At 73.2% G+C, this 13,340-nt stretch carries 16 protein-coding genes; 10 read left to right on the top strand and 6 right to left on the bottom strand.

The genetic code is table 11. From position 1 onward, the window contains the following. Nucleotides 1–299 precede the first annotated feature (299 nt). From ACQYWQ_RS13950 to ACQYWQ_RS13940, 3 genes are all read left to right on the top strand, one after another. Nucleotides 300–1,685, top strand: a complete 1,386-nt coding sequence (locus tag ACQYWQ_RS13950; protein WP_431034902.1) for an aspartate aminotransferase family protein — start codon at nucleotides 300–302, stop codon at nucleotides 1,683–1,685. Between the two features lie 346 nt (nucleotides 1,686–2,031). Beyond that, entirely contained in the window at nucleotides 2,032–2,748 is a 717-nt protein-coding gene (locus ACQYWQ_RS13945; protein ID WP_431034900.1) for a GntR family transcriptional regulator, read from the top strand. A gap of 197 nt (nucleotides 2,749–2,945) precedes the next feature. Beyond that, nucleotides 2,946–3,596, top strand: a complete 651-nt coding sequence (locus ACQYWQ_RS13940; RefSeq protein WP_431034899.1) for a hypothetical protein — start codon at nucleotides 2,946–2,948, stop codon at nucleotides 3,594–3,596. 526 nt (nucleotides 3,597–4,122) lie between these two features. On the opposite strand, the gene ACQYWQ_RS13935 is transcribed toward ACQYWQ_RS13940, so the two are convergent. Continuing rightward, a complete protein-coding gene (locus ACQYWQ_RS13935) occupies nucleotides 4,123–4,869 on the bottom strand; it encodes an SLATT domain-containing protein (RefSeq protein ID WP_431039184.1) in 747 nt (248 codons plus the stop codon). A gap of 405 nt (nucleotides 4,870–5,274) precedes the next feature. Here ACQYWQ_RS13935 and ACQYWQ_RS13930 point away from each other — a divergent pair, with 405 nt between their 5' ends. The 3 genes from ACQYWQ_RS13930 (at nucleotide 5,275) to ACQYWQ_RS13920 (ending at nucleotide 7,220) form a co-directional block, all read left to right on the top strand. Continuing rightward, nucleotides 5,275–5,616, top strand: coding sequence for a YbaB/EbfC family nucleoid-associated protein (locus tag ACQYWQ_RS13930; protein WP_431034898.1), 342 nt, complete (start codon nucleotides 5,275–5,277; stop codon nucleotides 5,614–5,616). A gap of 325 nt (nucleotides 5,617–5,941) precedes the next feature. Continuing rightward, the gene (gene recR / locus ACQYWQ_RS13925; protein WP_431034897.1) at nucleotides 5,942–6,541 is read left to right on the top strand and encodes a recombination mediator RecR; all 600 of its coding nucleotides are present in this window, start codon (nucleotides 5,942–5,944) and stop codon (nucleotides 6,539–6,541) included. Beyond that, nucleotides 6,534–7,220: a DUF5063 domain-containing protein gene (locus tag ACQYWQ_RS13920; RefSeq protein WP_431034896.1), complete on the top strand. Its 687-nt coding sequence runs from the start codon at nucleotides 6,534–6,536 to the stop codon at nucleotides 7,218–7,220. The genes recR and ACQYWQ_RS13920 overlap by 8 nt, the downstream gene beginning before the upstream one ends. A 346-nt stretch (nucleotides 7,221–7,566) precedes the next feature. Here the strand turns inward: ACQYWQ_RS13920 and ACQYWQ_RS13915 are convergent, their stop codons facing one another. Next, the gene (locus ACQYWQ_RS13915; RefSeq protein ID WP_431034894.1) at nucleotides 7,567–8,247 is read right to left on the bottom strand and encodes a TetR family transcriptional regulator; all 681 of its coding nucleotides are present in this window, start codon (nucleotides 8,245–8,247) and stop codon (nucleotides 7,567–7,569) included. Nucleotides 8,248–8,367: 120 nt separating this feature from the next. Here ACQYWQ_RS13915 and ACQYWQ_RS13910 point away from each other — a divergent pair, with 120 nt between their 5' ends. After that, nucleotides 8,368–9,417, top strand: a complete 1,050-nt coding sequence (locus ACQYWQ_RS13910) for a hypothetical protein (protein ID WP_431034893.1) — start codon at nucleotides 8,368–8,370, stop codon at nucleotides 9,415–9,417. A gap of 226 nt (nucleotides 9,418–9,643) precedes the next feature. Here the strand turns inward: ACQYWQ_RS13910 and ACQYWQ_RS13905 are convergent, their stop codons facing one another. Together ACQYWQ_RS13905 and ACQYWQ_RS13900 are read right to left on the bottom strand one after the other, a co-directional pair. Continuing rightward, nucleotides 9,644–9,829: a hypothetical protein gene (locus ACQYWQ_RS13905; RefSeq protein WP_431034892.1), complete on the bottom strand. Its 186-nt coding sequence runs from the start codon at nucleotides 9,827–9,829 to the stop codon at nucleotides 9,644–9,646. Between the two features lie 5 nt (nucleotides 9,830–9,834). Then, entirely contained in the window at nucleotides 9,835–10,191 is a 357-nt protein-coding gene (locus ACQYWQ_RS13900; protein ID WP_431034891.1) for a hypothetical protein, read from the bottom strand. 170 nt (nucleotides 10,192–10,361) lie between these two features. On the opposite strand from ACQYWQ_RS13900, the gene ACQYWQ_RS13895 reads away from it, so the two are divergent. Both ACQYWQ_RS13895 and ACQYWQ_RS13890 read left to right on the top strand, forming a co-directional pair. Continuing rightward, nucleotides 10,362–11,213, top strand: coding sequence for a helix-turn-helix domain-containing protein (locus tag ACQYWQ_RS13895; RefSeq protein WP_431034889.1), 852 nt, complete (start codon nucleotides 10,362–10,364; stop codon nucleotides 11,211–11,213). After that, entirely contained in the window at nucleotides 11,213–11,425 is a 213-nt protein-coding gene (locus tag ACQYWQ_RS13890; RefSeq protein WP_431034888.1) for a DUF397 domain-containing protein, read from the top strand. The genes ACQYWQ_RS13895 and ACQYWQ_RS13890 overlap by 1 nt, the downstream gene beginning before the upstream one ends. A 4-nt stretch (nucleotides 11,426–11,429) precedes the next feature. Here the strand turns inward: ACQYWQ_RS13890 and ACQYWQ_RS13885 are convergent, their stop codons facing one another. Then, on the bottom strand, nucleotides 11,430–12,230 hold the full coding sequence (locus ACQYWQ_RS13885; protein WP_431034886.1) for an NmrA family NAD(P)-binding protein: 801 nt from the start codon (nucleotides 12,228–12,230) through the stop codon (nucleotides 11,430–11,432). 82 nt (nucleotides 12,231–12,312) lie between these two features. On the opposite strand from ACQYWQ_RS13885, the gene ACQYWQ_RS13880 reads away from it, so the two are divergent. Next, the gene (locus ACQYWQ_RS13880; protein ID WP_431034885.1) at nucleotides 12,313–12,738 is read left to right on the top strand and encodes a winged helix-turn-helix transcriptional regulator; all 426 of its coding nucleotides are present in this window, start codon (nucleotides 12,313–12,315) and stop codon (nucleotides 12,736–12,738) included. 40 nt (nucleotides 12,739–12,778) lie between these two features. On the opposite strand, the gene ACQYWQ_RS13875 is transcribed toward ACQYWQ_RS13880, so the two are convergent. Continuing rightward, the gene (locus ACQYWQ_RS13875; RefSeq protein ID WP_431034884.1) at nucleotides 12,779–13,246 is read right to left on the bottom strand and encodes a MerR family transcriptional regulator; all 468 of its coding nucleotides are present in this window, start codon (nucleotides 13,244–13,246) and stop codon (nucleotides 12,779–12,781) included. Nucleotides 13,247–13,340: the final 94 nt, after the last annotated feature.

Here is a 13,340-nt window from a genome sequence, read left to right as displayed (position 1 = left end):
GGGAACGGAGTGCTCGGCCAGTGTTCGCCCGGTGTTCGCCGGGTGGGGGGAACGTTCAGTTCCGTATGCGCGCCCGCGTGCGCGCCGCTCCGGCGCGGAAGGGGGTGCGCCGCGCGCCTGTACGGGAGGCCGCGCGCCCGGCTCGCGTACGGGATCGGCGTGCGCCCCGCGCCCGTACCGGACGCCCCTACCGGTGGGCGTGCGCCCCGCGCCCGTACGACACTGTGTCGCCCTCGTCGCCCGCCTCGGCGACGAACCGCCCGTACCGGCAGCCCTTTCCCGTCTCCTAGCCTGGCGGCATGACCGCATCGCAGCCTCAGCAGGCCCCGCACGCCCCCCAGCCCGATCCCGTCCGCGGCGCCGCCGTCAAGGCCGCCGACCGCGCGCACGTCTTCCACTCCTGGTCCGCGCAGGAGCTGATCGACCCGCTCGCCGTCGCGGGCGCCGAAGGCGCGTACTTCTGGGACTACGAGGGCCGCCGCTACCTCGACTTCACGAGCGGTCTCGTCTTCACGAACATCGGCTACCAGCACCCCAAGGTCGTCGCGGCGATCCAGGAGCAGGCGGCGACGCTGACGACGTTCGCGCCCGCCTTCGCGATCGAGGCGCGCTCGGAGGCGGCGCGGCTCGTCGCGGAGCGCACGCCCGGCGATCTCGACAAGATCTTCTTCACCAACGGCGGTGCGGAGGCGGTCGAGAACGCGGTGCGGATGGCGCGCGTGCACACGAAGCGGCCGAAGGTCCTGAGCGCGTACCGCTCCTACCACGGTGCGACCGCCGCGGCGATCAACCTGACCGGAGATCCCCGGCGTTGGGCGAACGACCAGGGCTCGGCGGGGACGGTCCACTTCTGGGCGCCGTTCCTCTACCGCACCGCGTTCTACGCGACGAACGAGGCCGAGGAGTGCGAGCGCGCGCTCCAGCACCTGGCCGACACGATCGCGTACGAGGGCCCCTCGACGATCGCGGCGATCGTGCTCGAAACCGTCCCGGGAACGGCGGGGATCATGACGCCGCCCGCCGGATACCTGCGCGGGGTACGGGAGTTGTGCGACCAGTACGGGATCGTGTTCGTGCTCGACGAGGTGATGGCGGGCTTCGGGCGTACGGGCAGGTGGTTCGCCGCCGAGCACTTCGGCGTCGTGCCGGACCTCATGACCTTCGCGAAGGGCGTGAACTCGGGGTACGTGCCGCTCGGCGGCGTCGCGATCGGCGCGAAGATCGCGGAGACGTTCGCACGCACGCCGTACCCGGGCGGCCTCACGTACTCCGGGCACCCGCTCGCGTGCGCGGCGGCGGTCGCGACGATCAACGTCATGGCGGAAGAGGGGATCGTCGAGGGCGCCGAGCGCCTGGGCCGCGAGGTCGTCGGGCCCGCGCTGGCGGACCTCGCCGAGCGGCACCCGAGCGTGGGCGAGGTGCGGGGCCTCGGGATGTTCTGGGCGCTCGAACTCGTACGGGACCGCGAGACGCGCGAGCCGCTGACCCCGTACAACGCGAGCGGCGAGGCGGCGGCCCCGATGGCGGCCTTCGCCGCGGAGGCGAAGAAGCACGGCCTGTGGCCCTTCGTGAACATGAACAGGACGCACGTGGTGCCGCCGCTGAACGTGACGGAGGAGGAGCTGAAGGAGGGCTTCGCGGCGCTGGACGCGGCGTTGACGGTGGCGGACGGGTTCACGGGCTGAGGGACGGGGCGGGGGCGGAGGGGAAGGGGGCCGACGGGAAAGGGGCGGAAGGAAAGGGGGCCGACGGAAGGGGGCCGGCGGGAGGGGGCCGGCGGGAGTCCGTCCGTCCGGGCTTGCGCGTGGGCTCCGGCCCCTCGCCCGTAGCGCTCCGCCCCGCCCCCCGTCCCGCCGTCCTGCGTCCTCCCGTCCCGCGTCCGCCCGTCCAGCCCGTCCTCCTCCGTCACCTTCACCCCCCTGACCTCACTCGTTCCCATGTGAAATCCTGCTGCCCCGGGACCCCCGGGTAGGGTGGCCGGCGTTGTCATGGGCAGGCTCCGGCAAGGGGGGCCGGGTGGGAGGACGTGGGATGCGCGGTGGTGAGGGCGGGGGGACGGTCACACGGAGCACGTTGCGGCAGCAGATCGCGGACGCGCTGCGTGACGAGGTCCTCTCGGGGCGGCTCGCCCCCGGGCAGGAGTTCACCGTCAAGGAGATCGCCGAGGGCTTCGGGGTCTCGGCGACGCCCGTGCGCGAAGCGCTCGTGGACCTCTCGGCGCAGGGTCTGCTCGACTCCGTGCAGCACCGCGGTTTCCGCGTGCACACCTTCTCGCTCGACGACTTCCGCACCATGATCGAGGCCCGCTGCCTCGTCTCGGACGCCGTCTTCGGCGGGATAGCCGCCGAGGCGCTGCTCGCGGGCGCGCCCGGCGTGCTCGCCTCCGTGCGGCGCAGGGGCGAGGAGGCGCAGCGCGCGGCGGCCGCCGGGGACCTCAACGTCCTCATCGGCTACGACCTCCGCTTCTGGCGCGAACTGAGCGCCGTCTTCGGCAACCCGTACCTCACCGACTTCCTGCACCGCCTGCGCGTGCAGTCCTGGGTCAGCACCGTGCCCTTCCTGCGCCGCCAGGACGACCTGCGCGGGCTGCTGTGGACCGGGCACGGGCACCTCGTCGAGACGCTGCTCGGCGGGGACGCCCAAGCGGCCCGCGAGATCATCACCGCGTACAACCGGGAGTCGCTGCGGCTCGTCGAGTCGCTCGCGAACGGCGGGACGGGCAACGGGGTGCGGGCCCAGGGGTTCTGAGGGCGGGTCGCGGCGGGTACGGGACCGGTACGGGGGTCGGTACGGGGGTCGGTACGGGGTCCGCGCGGGCCGGTACGTCGCGGGTACGTCGCGCCGGGGCCCGGTACGGGCCGATCGCGGGACCCAGGGCACGGGGCGCCGCCCACCGCACTACGCTTGCGGGACCCGCCCGCCCGTGGAGAGCGAGGAGACGTCTCTTGGCCTGTGACCTGTGGCTCGTCCCCCTGGTCGACGTGCTGTGCCACAGCCCCGACAACCCCTTCGCCGAGGAGATCGCGAGTTACGACAAGGCGCTCGGCGAGGCGGGGCTCCCGCCGGTGCCCGTGTACGCGTACATGCCGGGCCTGAGCGGGGACGTCGCCCCCGTCGCGGGCTTCGACTACGAGGCGCTGCACTTCCTGCGCCGGGCCTACCTGCTCAAGCTGTGCGGGCTCGAAGTGACGCCGGTCGACGAACTCGGCGGCGACTACGAGCAGTTGCTGGAGATGTTCGAGGAGGCGGCGCAGCAGTCGCACCTCGTGTGGCACTACGACCACGCGGGCTCCTACGTGCCGCTCGACTTCCCCGCCCCGCTGGCGGACGACGAACTCCTCGCGAGTGGCGGTCCCTTGGGCTCGTCCCACGGTCTGCTCCGCGAACTGGAGCTAGTCGCGCCCGACTTGGGTATCGATCCGGCCAACCCCCCGTCGCCGCCCCCGCCTCCGCCCGGCCCGACGGACCTGGAGGAACCGGCCGCGCCCCCGCCCCCGGACGACAGCCCCTTCGCACGGGAGCGGCACGTGTGGCTGGGGCTGCACGCGGCGGCGACGAGGAGCCTGGCGCAGGGGGCGATGATCGTCTTCAGCTGACCCCTCGCAGGGGCGGCGGGAGTGGGCCCCCACCTCCGGGGGCCTCCGCCCCCGGGCCCCGGCCCCCCCCGGGGGGTCTCTGCCCCCGGGTCTCCGCCTCCGGGGGGCTCTGCCCACGGGTCCCCGCGTCCGGGGGTCTCTGCTCATGGGTCCCCGCCTGCGGGCCCTGCTTTCGGGGCTGCGCCCCGGGCCTGCTGGGGGCTGTGCCCCGGCCCCCCGCTTTCGGGGCTGTGCCCCGGCCCCCCGCTTTCGGGCTGCGCCCCGGGTCCCCTGTTGCCGGAGCCCGCTCGGGGCTGCGCCTTGGGTCCATCGGGGCTGCGGTCACGGTCCCCAGCTTCTGGGGCTGTGCTTCCGGGGGCCTGACCTGAGGATGCGCTGTGGGCCTTGGCTTTCGGGGGCGTGTCCCGGGCCCGCTTGGGGGCTGTGACCCGGGCCCGCTTGGGCTGCCTGCCCGGGCCCCCTGGGGTCAGCCCGCGCTTTCGGGGTGTGCTCCGGGTGGGGGTGCGTGCGTACTGTCCCGGGGCTGCTACCTCGGTTCCGGGGGGCGCTGCCTCGGCATGTTCGGCCTCGCTCCCGGTGGAAGGGGGAAGCGGCCCTGCGGCAGGGGGTCCGGGCGGCCCGGCAGGGGACCCGCGCCCGACGCGGACTGCGTGGCGAGCGGCGTGGGGCCCGTACCGAACTCCACCATCCAGTCCGCCGTCTCCGCCCGCACCAGCTCCGTCACGTCCTCCGTGAAGCGCCGCAGGACCAGCAGGCAGCGCTCGGTCGCCTCCGACGCCGTCCCCTCCGCAGGCCCCAGGACCTCCCGCACGCTCTCCGACGCCCAGTCGAACTGGAGGATCTGGAGCCTGCGCTGCACCGCCTGCGCCGTCGCCACATCCCGCATCCACCCCGAGCCGAGCCCGAGATACCGGTCGAGCCCCACGCACCCCGCGGCGAGCAGCAGCGCCAGGTACCCCCACGGCGCGAGCCCCGTCAGCGCCCCCGCGAGGTCGAGGATCGGCAGCGCTGCTCCCGCCACGACCCCGAGCGCGGCGGCGAGCCGCAGGAGCCGGGCCAGGCGCCGCTTCCAGTAGCGGTCGTGCAGGTACCACTCGGCCGTCGCGAGCGCCCCCGCCTCCACCCACTGGTACAGCTCGTCGAGCCGCTCGGCGGGCTCGCCCCAGTCCCCGAGCGGGAAGGGCCGCCCGGTCAGGTCGGGGCGGGCGGCCGTGGGGCCCCCTCGCCCGGCCCGCCGCGCTCGGGGGTCCTGGGGGGGACCCTCGGGCTGCATGTCCGGCTGACTCACCCGTCCACTCCCTCTGCCTGCGGTACCGCTCCGCGCTCCGCGGGCGATTGGTGCGCTTGGTGCGCGTGGTGCTCTGCTCGTTTGCTGCGGCGCGTGGTGCCGCGCTTGGTGCAAGGCTCCTTCCTACCGCCGGGCGAGTGGCGAGGAGCGCCGATTCAAACCTTTTCCGCCCGGACGAGCGGTCTGGTCAGGTATAGGACCGTGTCCGGGATCACTCGAAAGAGTGCCGGGGCATGGGGCACGCTGCTCACGTAGGCTCGATGCGGGTGGAATCGACGGCGGTACGCGGACCAGAGCGGAGCGCCGTACCGCGAGGACCGCCCTGCCAGCCGTACGACCCGTACGGGCCCGCGACCGCGTGGCCCGACCCAGCAGCCAGGAGAGCTGATCGTGATTCCCGGTGGTGGCCAGCCCAATATGCAGCAGCTGCTCCAGCAGGCCCAGAAGATGCAGCAGGACCTCGCCCGCGCCCAGGAGGAGCTGGCGGCGACCGAGGTCGACGGGCAGGCGGGTGGCGGCCTCGTGAAGGCCACGGTCAACGGCTCCGGCGAGCTGAAGGGCCTGGTCATCGACCCCAAGGCGGTCGACCCCGAGGACACCGAGACCCTCGCGGACCTCGTCGTCGCCGCCGTCCAGGCAGCGAACGAGAACGCGCAGCAGCTCCAGCAGCAGAAGCTCGGCCCGCTGGCCCAGGGCCTCGGCGGCGGCGGCCTCCCCGGCCTGCCCTTCTGACCCGCGGGGAACCGACCCGCGGGCCGTCGCGGAGAAGCGCGGGCCGTCGCGGAGAAGCGAAGGCGTGCGTGGGGAAGCGAAGGCGTGCGCGGGGAAGCGAAGGCGTGCGCGGGGAAGCGGGGCGCGCGGGGAACGAGCGCGGGGGAAACATCGGGGGAAAATCAGGGGTGCCCCTGAGATCCCCTCAGGGACGTACCCCGAAGGAACCCGGATCTTCCCCGAAGCGGGTTCCGCGGGCCTCGCCCGCCCCCTACCGTGAGACATGACCGTCCGCCCGGATCACGCACGCGACCGCGTGCCCGGCGGACACAGGAAAGGCGATCCGTTGTACGAAGGCGTGGTCCAGGACCTCATCGACGAACTGGGCAGGCTCCCAGGGGTCGGTCCCAAGAGTGCGCAGCGGATCGCCTTCCACATCCTCCAGACCGAGCCCGCCGACGTGCGGCGGCTCGCGAACGCGCTGATGGAGGTGAAGGCGAAGGTCCGCTTCTGCGCGGTCTGCGGGAACGTGGCCCAGGAGGAGCACTGCAACATCTGCCGCGACCCGCGCCGCGACCCCGCCGTCATCTGCGTCGTGGAGGAGCCGAAGGACGTCGTCGCGATCGAGCGCACGCGCGAGTTCCGGGGCAGGTACCACGTGCTCGGCGGGGCGATCAGTCCCATCGAGGGTGTGGGCCCCGACGACCTGCGCGTCAGGGAACTGCTCGCCCGTCTCGCCGACGGCACGGTGACCGAGCTGATCCTCGCGACCGACCCGAACCTGGAGGGCGAGGCCACGGCGACGTACCTCGCCCGCATGATCAAGCCAATGGGCCTGCGCGTGACACGCCTCGCGAGCGGACTCCCGGTCGGCGGCGACCTGGAGTACGCGGACGAGGTCACGCTCGGCCGGGCCTTCGAAGGGAGACGACTCCTCGATGTCTGAGACCACGAGCAGGCCGGCACCGCAAGCGCCCACGGCGGGGACCCCGCACGCGGACGGTTCCGACCCCGCCGACTTCTCCACGCAGATCGCCGACCAGATCGAGAGCTTCCTCCTCGCGGTCACCGAGATCGCCAAGGGGGACGACCCCGACAGCGCCGTCCCGTACCTCCTCCTGGAGGTCTCGCAGCTGCTCCTCGCGGGCGGTCGCCTCGGCGCGTACGAGGACATCCTTCCCGACGAGCGGTACGAGCCCGACCTGGGAGACGAGCCGGACACCGATCCGCTCCGCGAGGGCCTGGCCGCCCTCCTCGACCCGGTCGACGTGTACTCCGAGGTCTTCGACCCGTACGAGCCACGCAAGGCCCCCGTCGCGCACCGCCTGTCCGACGACCTCTCCGGCATCGTCACCGAGCTGCGCCACGGCCTCGCGCACTACCGCGCGGGCCGTGTCTCCGAGGCGCTGTGGTGGTGGCAGTTCTCGTACTTCACCAACTGGGGCCCGAACGCCTCGGCGGCCCTGCGCGCGCTTCAGTCCCTCGTCGCCCACGTCCGCCTCGACCAGCCCCTCACCCCGCTCGACGGTCTCGACACGGATCAGGAGCTGGACGGCGAGGAAGAGCTGGCGGAGGAGGCGGGCCGCGTGATGCGCGCGGAAATCCTGGGACGCGAGCCCCGCTGACGCCGCGTCGCCCCCACAGGGCGCGAGCCGCACACCCCCGGCCCCGCAACCCCGGTACGCCCGTCCGCGTCCCGCACGCGGGCGCTGGGCGCTGTCGCTGTACGGGAGGGTGAGGCTCGCGGGTCCGGGCCCGGTGCGCGCGTCCGCGTTCCGCGCGCCTCGCCCGTTCCCGTCCGCGTGCCGTGCCGCCGTCCCTGCCTCGCCGCTGTCTGTCCGTGCCCCGCCGCCGCCCGTGCCCCGTTGCCGTTCGCGTTTCGGGGCTGTCCGTGCGGTGGCCCGCGCCTTGCGCCGTGGCTGTTCCGCTCTGTGCGGGGTGTCCCCGGCCGTTGCTGCGGGGTGGTGCCGGTCAGGGGGGTGGTGGCGAGCCGGTGGGCCGGTCGCTGTTCACGATCGCCTGTACGGCCGCTCCGTAGTGCCGTACGACGGACTCCGTGTCCGCCGAGGCGAGCGGTTCGAGCAGCATCACGTACCGCATGAGCGACAGGCCGATGAGCTGGGTCGCGATGAGTGAGGTGCGCAGGCGTACGTCGGGGCCGTCGATCGCCGGTACGAGGACCCGTCCGAGCGTGTTCCCCGCGACCTCGCGCAGCCGCGCGCCCGCGTCGCCGTGGACGGCGGCCGAGCGGACCATCGCCATGAGCGGGGGACGCGAGGCCGCGTCGTCCCACACCGAGAGGTGCGCGCGGACGAGGCGTTCGCCGACGTCCTCGCGCGGGCCCACGGCGGCTTCGCCGAGCGCGGTCCACAGGCGTTCGGGCAGTTCGAGCGCCTTGACGAAGAGGTTCGCCTTCGAGCCGTAGAAGTGGTGCACGAGCGCCTGGTCGACGCCCGCCGTCTCGGCGATCCACCGCATGCTCGTGCCGTCGAAACCGCGCGCGGCGAAGCAGGCGCGGGCGGCGTCGAGGATGGCCACGCGCGTACGCGTCTCGCCCGGCCTGCGCCCCCCGGCGTGCTTGCCCTGCCCCGCACCGGTCCGCCCCGCACCGGTCCGCCCCGCACCGGTCCCCGCGTCCTCGTCCTCAGCCATGCCCCCCATCATCCCCCGCACCGCACGCCTCCGCCCTCGTAACTCATCTCACGCTGAACTCAGCGCGCGATGAGTTGTACAGTGAAGGCGACCCACCACGTCCGAGAGAGGAGGGTTGCCGTGTCGACGACCGACGCCACCGCCGCCCCCAACGGGACCACCGGTACCGCCGCCGCCCCCGGGAGCACGGCAGCGACCCCGCCACCCGCGCCCGGCGGCCCGAAGGCCGCCCGCAAGCTCGCCGCCGTCGTCGTCGGCCTCGCCGCCGCGATCACGCTCATGCTGTGCGCCTTCGGGCTGCCCTCCGCCCACGGCGGCCCGCACCACGCGCCGCTCGGCGTCACGGGGCCGCGGCAGGCGGTGACGGCCGTGCAGAAGCAGCTCCCGGACGCGCAGTGGGACGTGAAGACCTACGAGAACGCGCACGCGCTCACGCAGGCGATCCACGACCGCGACGTGGTCGGCGGCCTCGCCCTCGGCGCGCAGGGCGTCGACGTGTACACGGCCTCGGCGGGCGGCCAGCAGATCAGCACCGCGATCAGCGGCCTCGGCACGGGCCTCGCGGCTCAGCAGCACGTGCGGGCGACGACGCACGAGGTCGTCGGTTACGGCGCGGACGACCCGCACGGCACGGGCCTCGCCTCGCTCGCGCTGCCGCTGATGTTCAGCGGCATCCTGCCGGTGCTGATCCTCACGCCTCTGGCCCCAGGACCGGCGAGGCTGCGCGCCCGGTTCGGGGGGATCGTCGCCTTCGCCTTCGTGGCGGCGGCGGGGGTGACGGGGATGCTGCACTTCGGCACGGGCACCGTCGACGGCGGTTACGGGACGACGTGGCTGGGCCTCGCTCTCGGGATGCTCGCGCTCGGCCTGCCCTTCCTGGGCCTCCAGTCCCTCTTCGGGCAGCGCGGATTCCTCTGCCTGACGGTCGTGATGATGTTCTTCGGCAACCCGCTCTCGGCCCTCGCCACGGGCCCGTACTGGCTCCCCGACGGCTGGTCGGCGTTCGGCCAGCTCCTCCCGATCGGGGCCTCGGGGTCCCTCCTGCGCGCGAACGCCTTCTTCGGCGGTACGGGAGCGGGCGGCCCCCTCGTCGTGCTCGGCGTCTGGGCGGCGGCGGGCCTCGCGATGGTGCTGGTGGCGCTGCGCCGGAGGCCGCCCGTACGGGGGTGACCGGGGCGCGGGGCCGCGTGGGGAGTGACCCGCGCGGCCCCGTCGCGTCGCTGCGGGCCCGCGTCGGAGGTGTGCGGGGGAACCCGATGCCGCTCTGGCGCGTGGGGGCTCCGGAGGCGGGTGGCCGTACCGGGTCCTCGGGCCGGGGGGCGTACGTATCCGGTCGGGTGTCCCGTCGGCGCCGCCGTCCCGAATGTCCTGGGCCCAGGGGTCCTCCCCCCGGGGGTCAGTACCCCGCCGGGTCCGCGAGCCGCTGTCGTTGCTGCGGGCACCTCTCCGCGTGGCGGCGCAGCACCCGTACGTCGCTCTGCCTGCTCCAGTCGTACGCCGCCTCCGCGACGCGCGCCGCCTCGTCGAGCCGCTCGCACACCGGACAGGGCCTTCCCCCGGGCGCATGTGACTGCCGCGTCATCCCGCTCACCTCTCGGATTTCAGTGCGACACCCGCCAGGCGCCGGTCCAGCAGCGGGAGCTGCCGCACCGGGTGGACGGTCCAGGTCCAGTACGTGCCGGAGCCGCCCAGCCGGTACGTGTACGGCAGCCCCGCCCGCAGCGAACGGCGGTCCGTCTCGGTACGCCGCCAGTGGTCGCCGAGCCAGGACCACGCCCGCTCGAACTCGTCCGCCCCCAGCTCCGTGACGACATCCCGCACGCCCTCCCGCACCCACTCCAGCGCCTCTCCCGGCGTCAGCGCGAGAATTCCGCGCGGCACCGAGCGGCGAGGCTCCCGCTCGTACCGGCACCAGTACCGGAGCGGAAGAGAGGCAGTAGGCATGAACCCTCCAGCGATGGGGGCGACTTGACGGGCCAAGGGCGGCTCCCGCCCCACGAGAGTGGACCGTACCCAATCCTGGAGGCAAGTTATTCCAGAGAACTCATCACTCAAAAGGATGAGTTGGCCGGAGAACCTTGTGGCCCTGTGAAAGACGGCCCCATCATGACGTCATGGCTCACACCGACATGCCCACGATGCGGAGCCGTCGCCTCGGCGCCGAACTCCGCCGTCTCCGCCTGGAGGCGGGACTCAAGGTCAACGACGTCGCCATCGCCCTGGAGTGCGGGCAGCCGAAGATCAGTCAGATCGAGAACGGCAAGCGGGGAATACGGCCGCTGGACCTGACGACGTTCTTCAACCTCGTGGGGGTGGAGGACGAGCAGTATCGGAACAATATTCGGAGGCTGGCGAAACAGATCCACAAGCAGGATTGGTGGTCGGGCCAGGGTCCGATGCTCCACGACTCCTTGAAGGACTTCCTCACGCTGGAGGCGGACTCGGAGCAGGTCCGTTCCTACGAGAGGAGCGTCCTGCCGGGCCTGTTGCAGACCGAGTCCTACATGCGGCAGATCTTCGAACGGAACAACCGCCCTCTGAAGGCGGAGGACTTGGTGAGGGTCCGCCTGAAACGCCAGGAACGGCTGGACGAGGAGCTGGACTTCCGCCTTCGCACGGTCATCGATGCGAGCGCGCTCCATCGCATCGCGGGCGATCGCAAGCTTGTGATCGGACAGCTGGCGCGACTCATCGAGGAGGGCGAGCGGCCCAACGTGACCATCCAGGTCCTCCCGCTCGAAGTGACCCTCCCGATGAACCAGCACGTTCCGTACAACATCTTCAGCCAGCGCGGCGAACCACCCATTGACGTCGTGTGGTTGGAGCACATGACCGGTGGTAGCTTGCTCGAACGGCGGTCTGACGTCGACGTATACCGTTCCCTGTGGGACGAGCTGACTGCGGCGGCTCTGTCGCCGTCGGCGTCGCGGCGCTACTTGCAGGACATGATCGAGGAACGTGAGTAATGAGGCAGGAACACCGCCCAACGGCCGGCGTGACCGAACTGGGCGGCCTTGCGTGGCGCAAGAGCACGTACAGCGGCGCCGACAACGGCTGCGTCGAATACGCCGCCACCCCCACGGGCTTCGCCGCCGTTCGGGACACCAAGGACCGCGCGCGGGGCGCGCTCCTCTTCTCCGGTGCCAGTTGGGCCCGTTTTCTTCGCGCCACCGTCTGACCGTTCAGCCCACGGCCCTCGCGGCCGCCTCCGTTCCGTCCGTCGGCGGGCGGTCCAGCAGGGCCGCCAGGTCCGGGGTCGGCTCCGCCAGGAACCCGTGCCGGATCGCCGTCGCGATCGAGGCCGACATCGGGGGCTGGAAGGGGAGCAGGTCCGGGGCTGCCAGGAGGCGGGCGCGGTAGGCGGCGAGTGACAGGGGCCGGAGGGTGGTGCCCAGGCGCTCGGCGATCATCGCCGCCGTCAGGGGCGGGCCCGTGAGGTCGTACGTGCGGCCCGCGTGCCGCGCGGGGTCCGCCGCCACGACCGCCGCCGCCTCCGCCAGGTCCGCGCGCGCCACCGCCGCCAGGGCGCCTTCGCCGAAGGGGGAAGCGAGCGCGTCGCCGCTCCGCAGGAGCAGGGACCCGAAGAGTTCCGCGTACAGGCCGTTGCGGAGGATCGTCCACGGGATGCCGCTCGCGCGGACCAGGCGCTCGGTGGCGCGGTGGGCGAGGGCGAAGGCGAGGTGGTCGCCCGCGCCGGTGAGGCTCGTGTAGACGAGGTGGCCGACGCCGTCCCGTACCGCCGCGTCGATCGCGGCCGCGTGACGGGCCAGGACCACGTCGTCCTCCGCGTAGCCCGCCGAGACCAGGACGAGCGTCGAGACACCGCCCAATTGGAGGCTCGCCGGGTCGTCGAAGTCGGTACGGCGCAGGCCGGGGCCCGCCGTGCGGCTGCCGCCCTCGGCGGCACGGCCCTTCGCGCGGAGCGCGGCGAGCGTGGCCGCGCCGAGACGGCCGTGGGCGCCGGTCACGAGGATCGGGGGCATGGACGGGGCTCCTTCGTTGTTGGCCGGGGTGGTCACAGCGATCCTTCGCCGCCGCCCGTACGGGCCACAAGGAGGCACTTCGATGTCCGTCACGCACACCGGGGGAACCACCCAGCGCCCCGCCGCACTCGAACCCTGCGGCCGCGCGGACCATCCCGACTGCGGCATCCGAGACGTCCTGGACCGGCTCGGCGACCGCTGGTCGGTCCTTGTCGTCGTCGAACTGGCCAACGGCACGCGGCGGTTCAGGGAGTTGCAGCGGGCGGTGGAGGGCATCTCGCAGCGCATGCTCACGCTCACCGTGCGGCGCCTGGAGCGCGACGGCCTCGTCCTCCGTACCGTCCACCCGACCGTGCCCCCGCAGGTCGACTACCGCCTCAGCGCGACGGGCGCGGGGCTGAGCCACCTCGTGAAGGCGGTCGCCGACTGGTCCCTCGCGCACCGTCCGGTCATCGCCGAGGCGCGCGCCGCGTACGACGAGGCGCACCCGGGGAACGGCATTCGCTGAGCGGTCCGGCGAGCGGGCGGGGCGGGTGTGCGGGCGCGGCTCAGGCGGCGGTCGACGCCTTCCCGACGGCGCACGGGCCCGCTGCCGCGCCCTGCGCCGCGCCCGCTGTCACGCCCCCTGCCGCGCCCCCTTCCCCGTCCGCGACGTGGTCCCCCTCCTCCGTGATGCCCGCGCGCCGCACCTGTTCCATCACGTCGTCGAGCTGGTCGCGGGCGCGGGTCAGTTCGTCGATGCGCTCCTGGATGGAGGCGCGTTCGCGGCGGACCTTCTCGTACATGCCGCGCGTCGCGTGGCCCGTGGTGACGCAGGGGAGGAGGGCGAGGATCGTGCGGGAGGGGAGCCCGGCCGCGTAGAGGAGCTGGATGAGCCGGACACGGCCGACGGCGTCCTCGGCGTAGACGCGCTGTCCGCCCGGGGTGCGGTCCGAGTCCAGGAGGCCCTGCTGCTCGTAGTAGCGCAGCGAGCGCACACTCACCCCGGCGCGCTTCGCCAGTTCCCCGATCTTCATGGCGTGGCTCCAGTCACATCGGCCCGCTCCGGGCTTGTCTCTGACATTGGTGTCAGGTTCTAGCGTAGTCGGTGGCCCCCGGAAGGGGGGTTCG

The organism is Streptomyces sp. P6-2-1 (genome assembly GCF_050613165.1).
In the GTDB taxonomy this organism is placed as follows: domain Bacteria; phylum Actinomycetota; class Actinomycetes; order Streptomycetales; family Streptomycetaceae; genus Streptomyces.
The sequence above is the reverse complement of the archived record's forward strand: the minus strand, read 5'-3'. Positions and strand labels throughout refer to the sequence as shown.

Bases quoted from the DNA above. Each gene is read 5' to 3' on its own strand.
- ACQYWQ_RS13890 (WP_431034888.1), top strand. From the start codon at position 11,213: ATGAGGCAGGAACACCGCCCAACGGCCGGCGTGACCGAACTGGGCGGC.
- ACQYWQ_RS13880 (WP_431034885.1), top strand. From the start codon at position 12,313: ATGTCCGTCACGCACACCGGGGGAACCACCCAGCGCCCCGCCGCACTC.
- ACQYWQ_RS13915 (WP_431034894.1), bottom strand. From the start codon at position 8,247: ATGGCTGAGGACGAGGACGCGGGGACCGGTGCGGGGCGGACCGGTGCG.
- ACQYWQ_RS13935 (WP_431039184.1), bottom strand. From the start codon at position 4,869: ATGCAGCCCGAGGGTCCCCCCCAGGACCCCCGAGCGCGGCGGGCCGGG.
- ACQYWQ_RS13900 (WP_431034891.1), bottom strand. From the start codon at position 10,191: ATGCCTACTGCCTCTCTTCCGCTCCGGTACTGGTGCCGGTACGAGCGG.
- ACQYWQ_RS13875 (WP_431034884.1), bottom strand. From the start codon at position 13,246: ATGAAGATCGGGGAACTGGCGAAGCGCGCCGGGGTGAGTGTGCGCTCG.
- ACQYWQ_RS13905 (WP_431034892.1), bottom strand. From the start codon at position 9,829: ATGACGCGGCAGTCACATGCGCCCGGGGGAAGGCCCTGTCCGGTGTGC.
- ACQYWQ_RS13895 (WP_431034889.1), top strand. From the start codon at position 10,362: ATGGCTCACACCGACATGCCCACGATGCGGAGCCGTCGCCTCGGCGCC.
- ACQYWQ_RS13950 (WP_431034902.1), top strand. From the start codon at position 300: ATGACCGCATCGCAGCCTCAGCAGGCCCCGCACGCCCCCCAGCCCGAT.
- ACQYWQ_RS13885 (WP_431034886.1), bottom strand. From the start codon at position 12,230: ATGCCCCCGATCCTCGTGACCGGCGCCCACGGCCGTCTCGGCGCGGCC.
- ACQYWQ_RS13920 (WP_431034896.1), top strand. From the start codon at position 6,534: ATGTCTGAGACCACGAGCAGGCCGGCACCGCAAGCGCCCACGGCGGGG.
- ACQYWQ_RS13945 (WP_431034900.1), top strand. From the start codon at position 2,032: ATGCGCGGTGGTGAGGGCGGGGGGACGGTCACACGGAGCACGTTGCGG.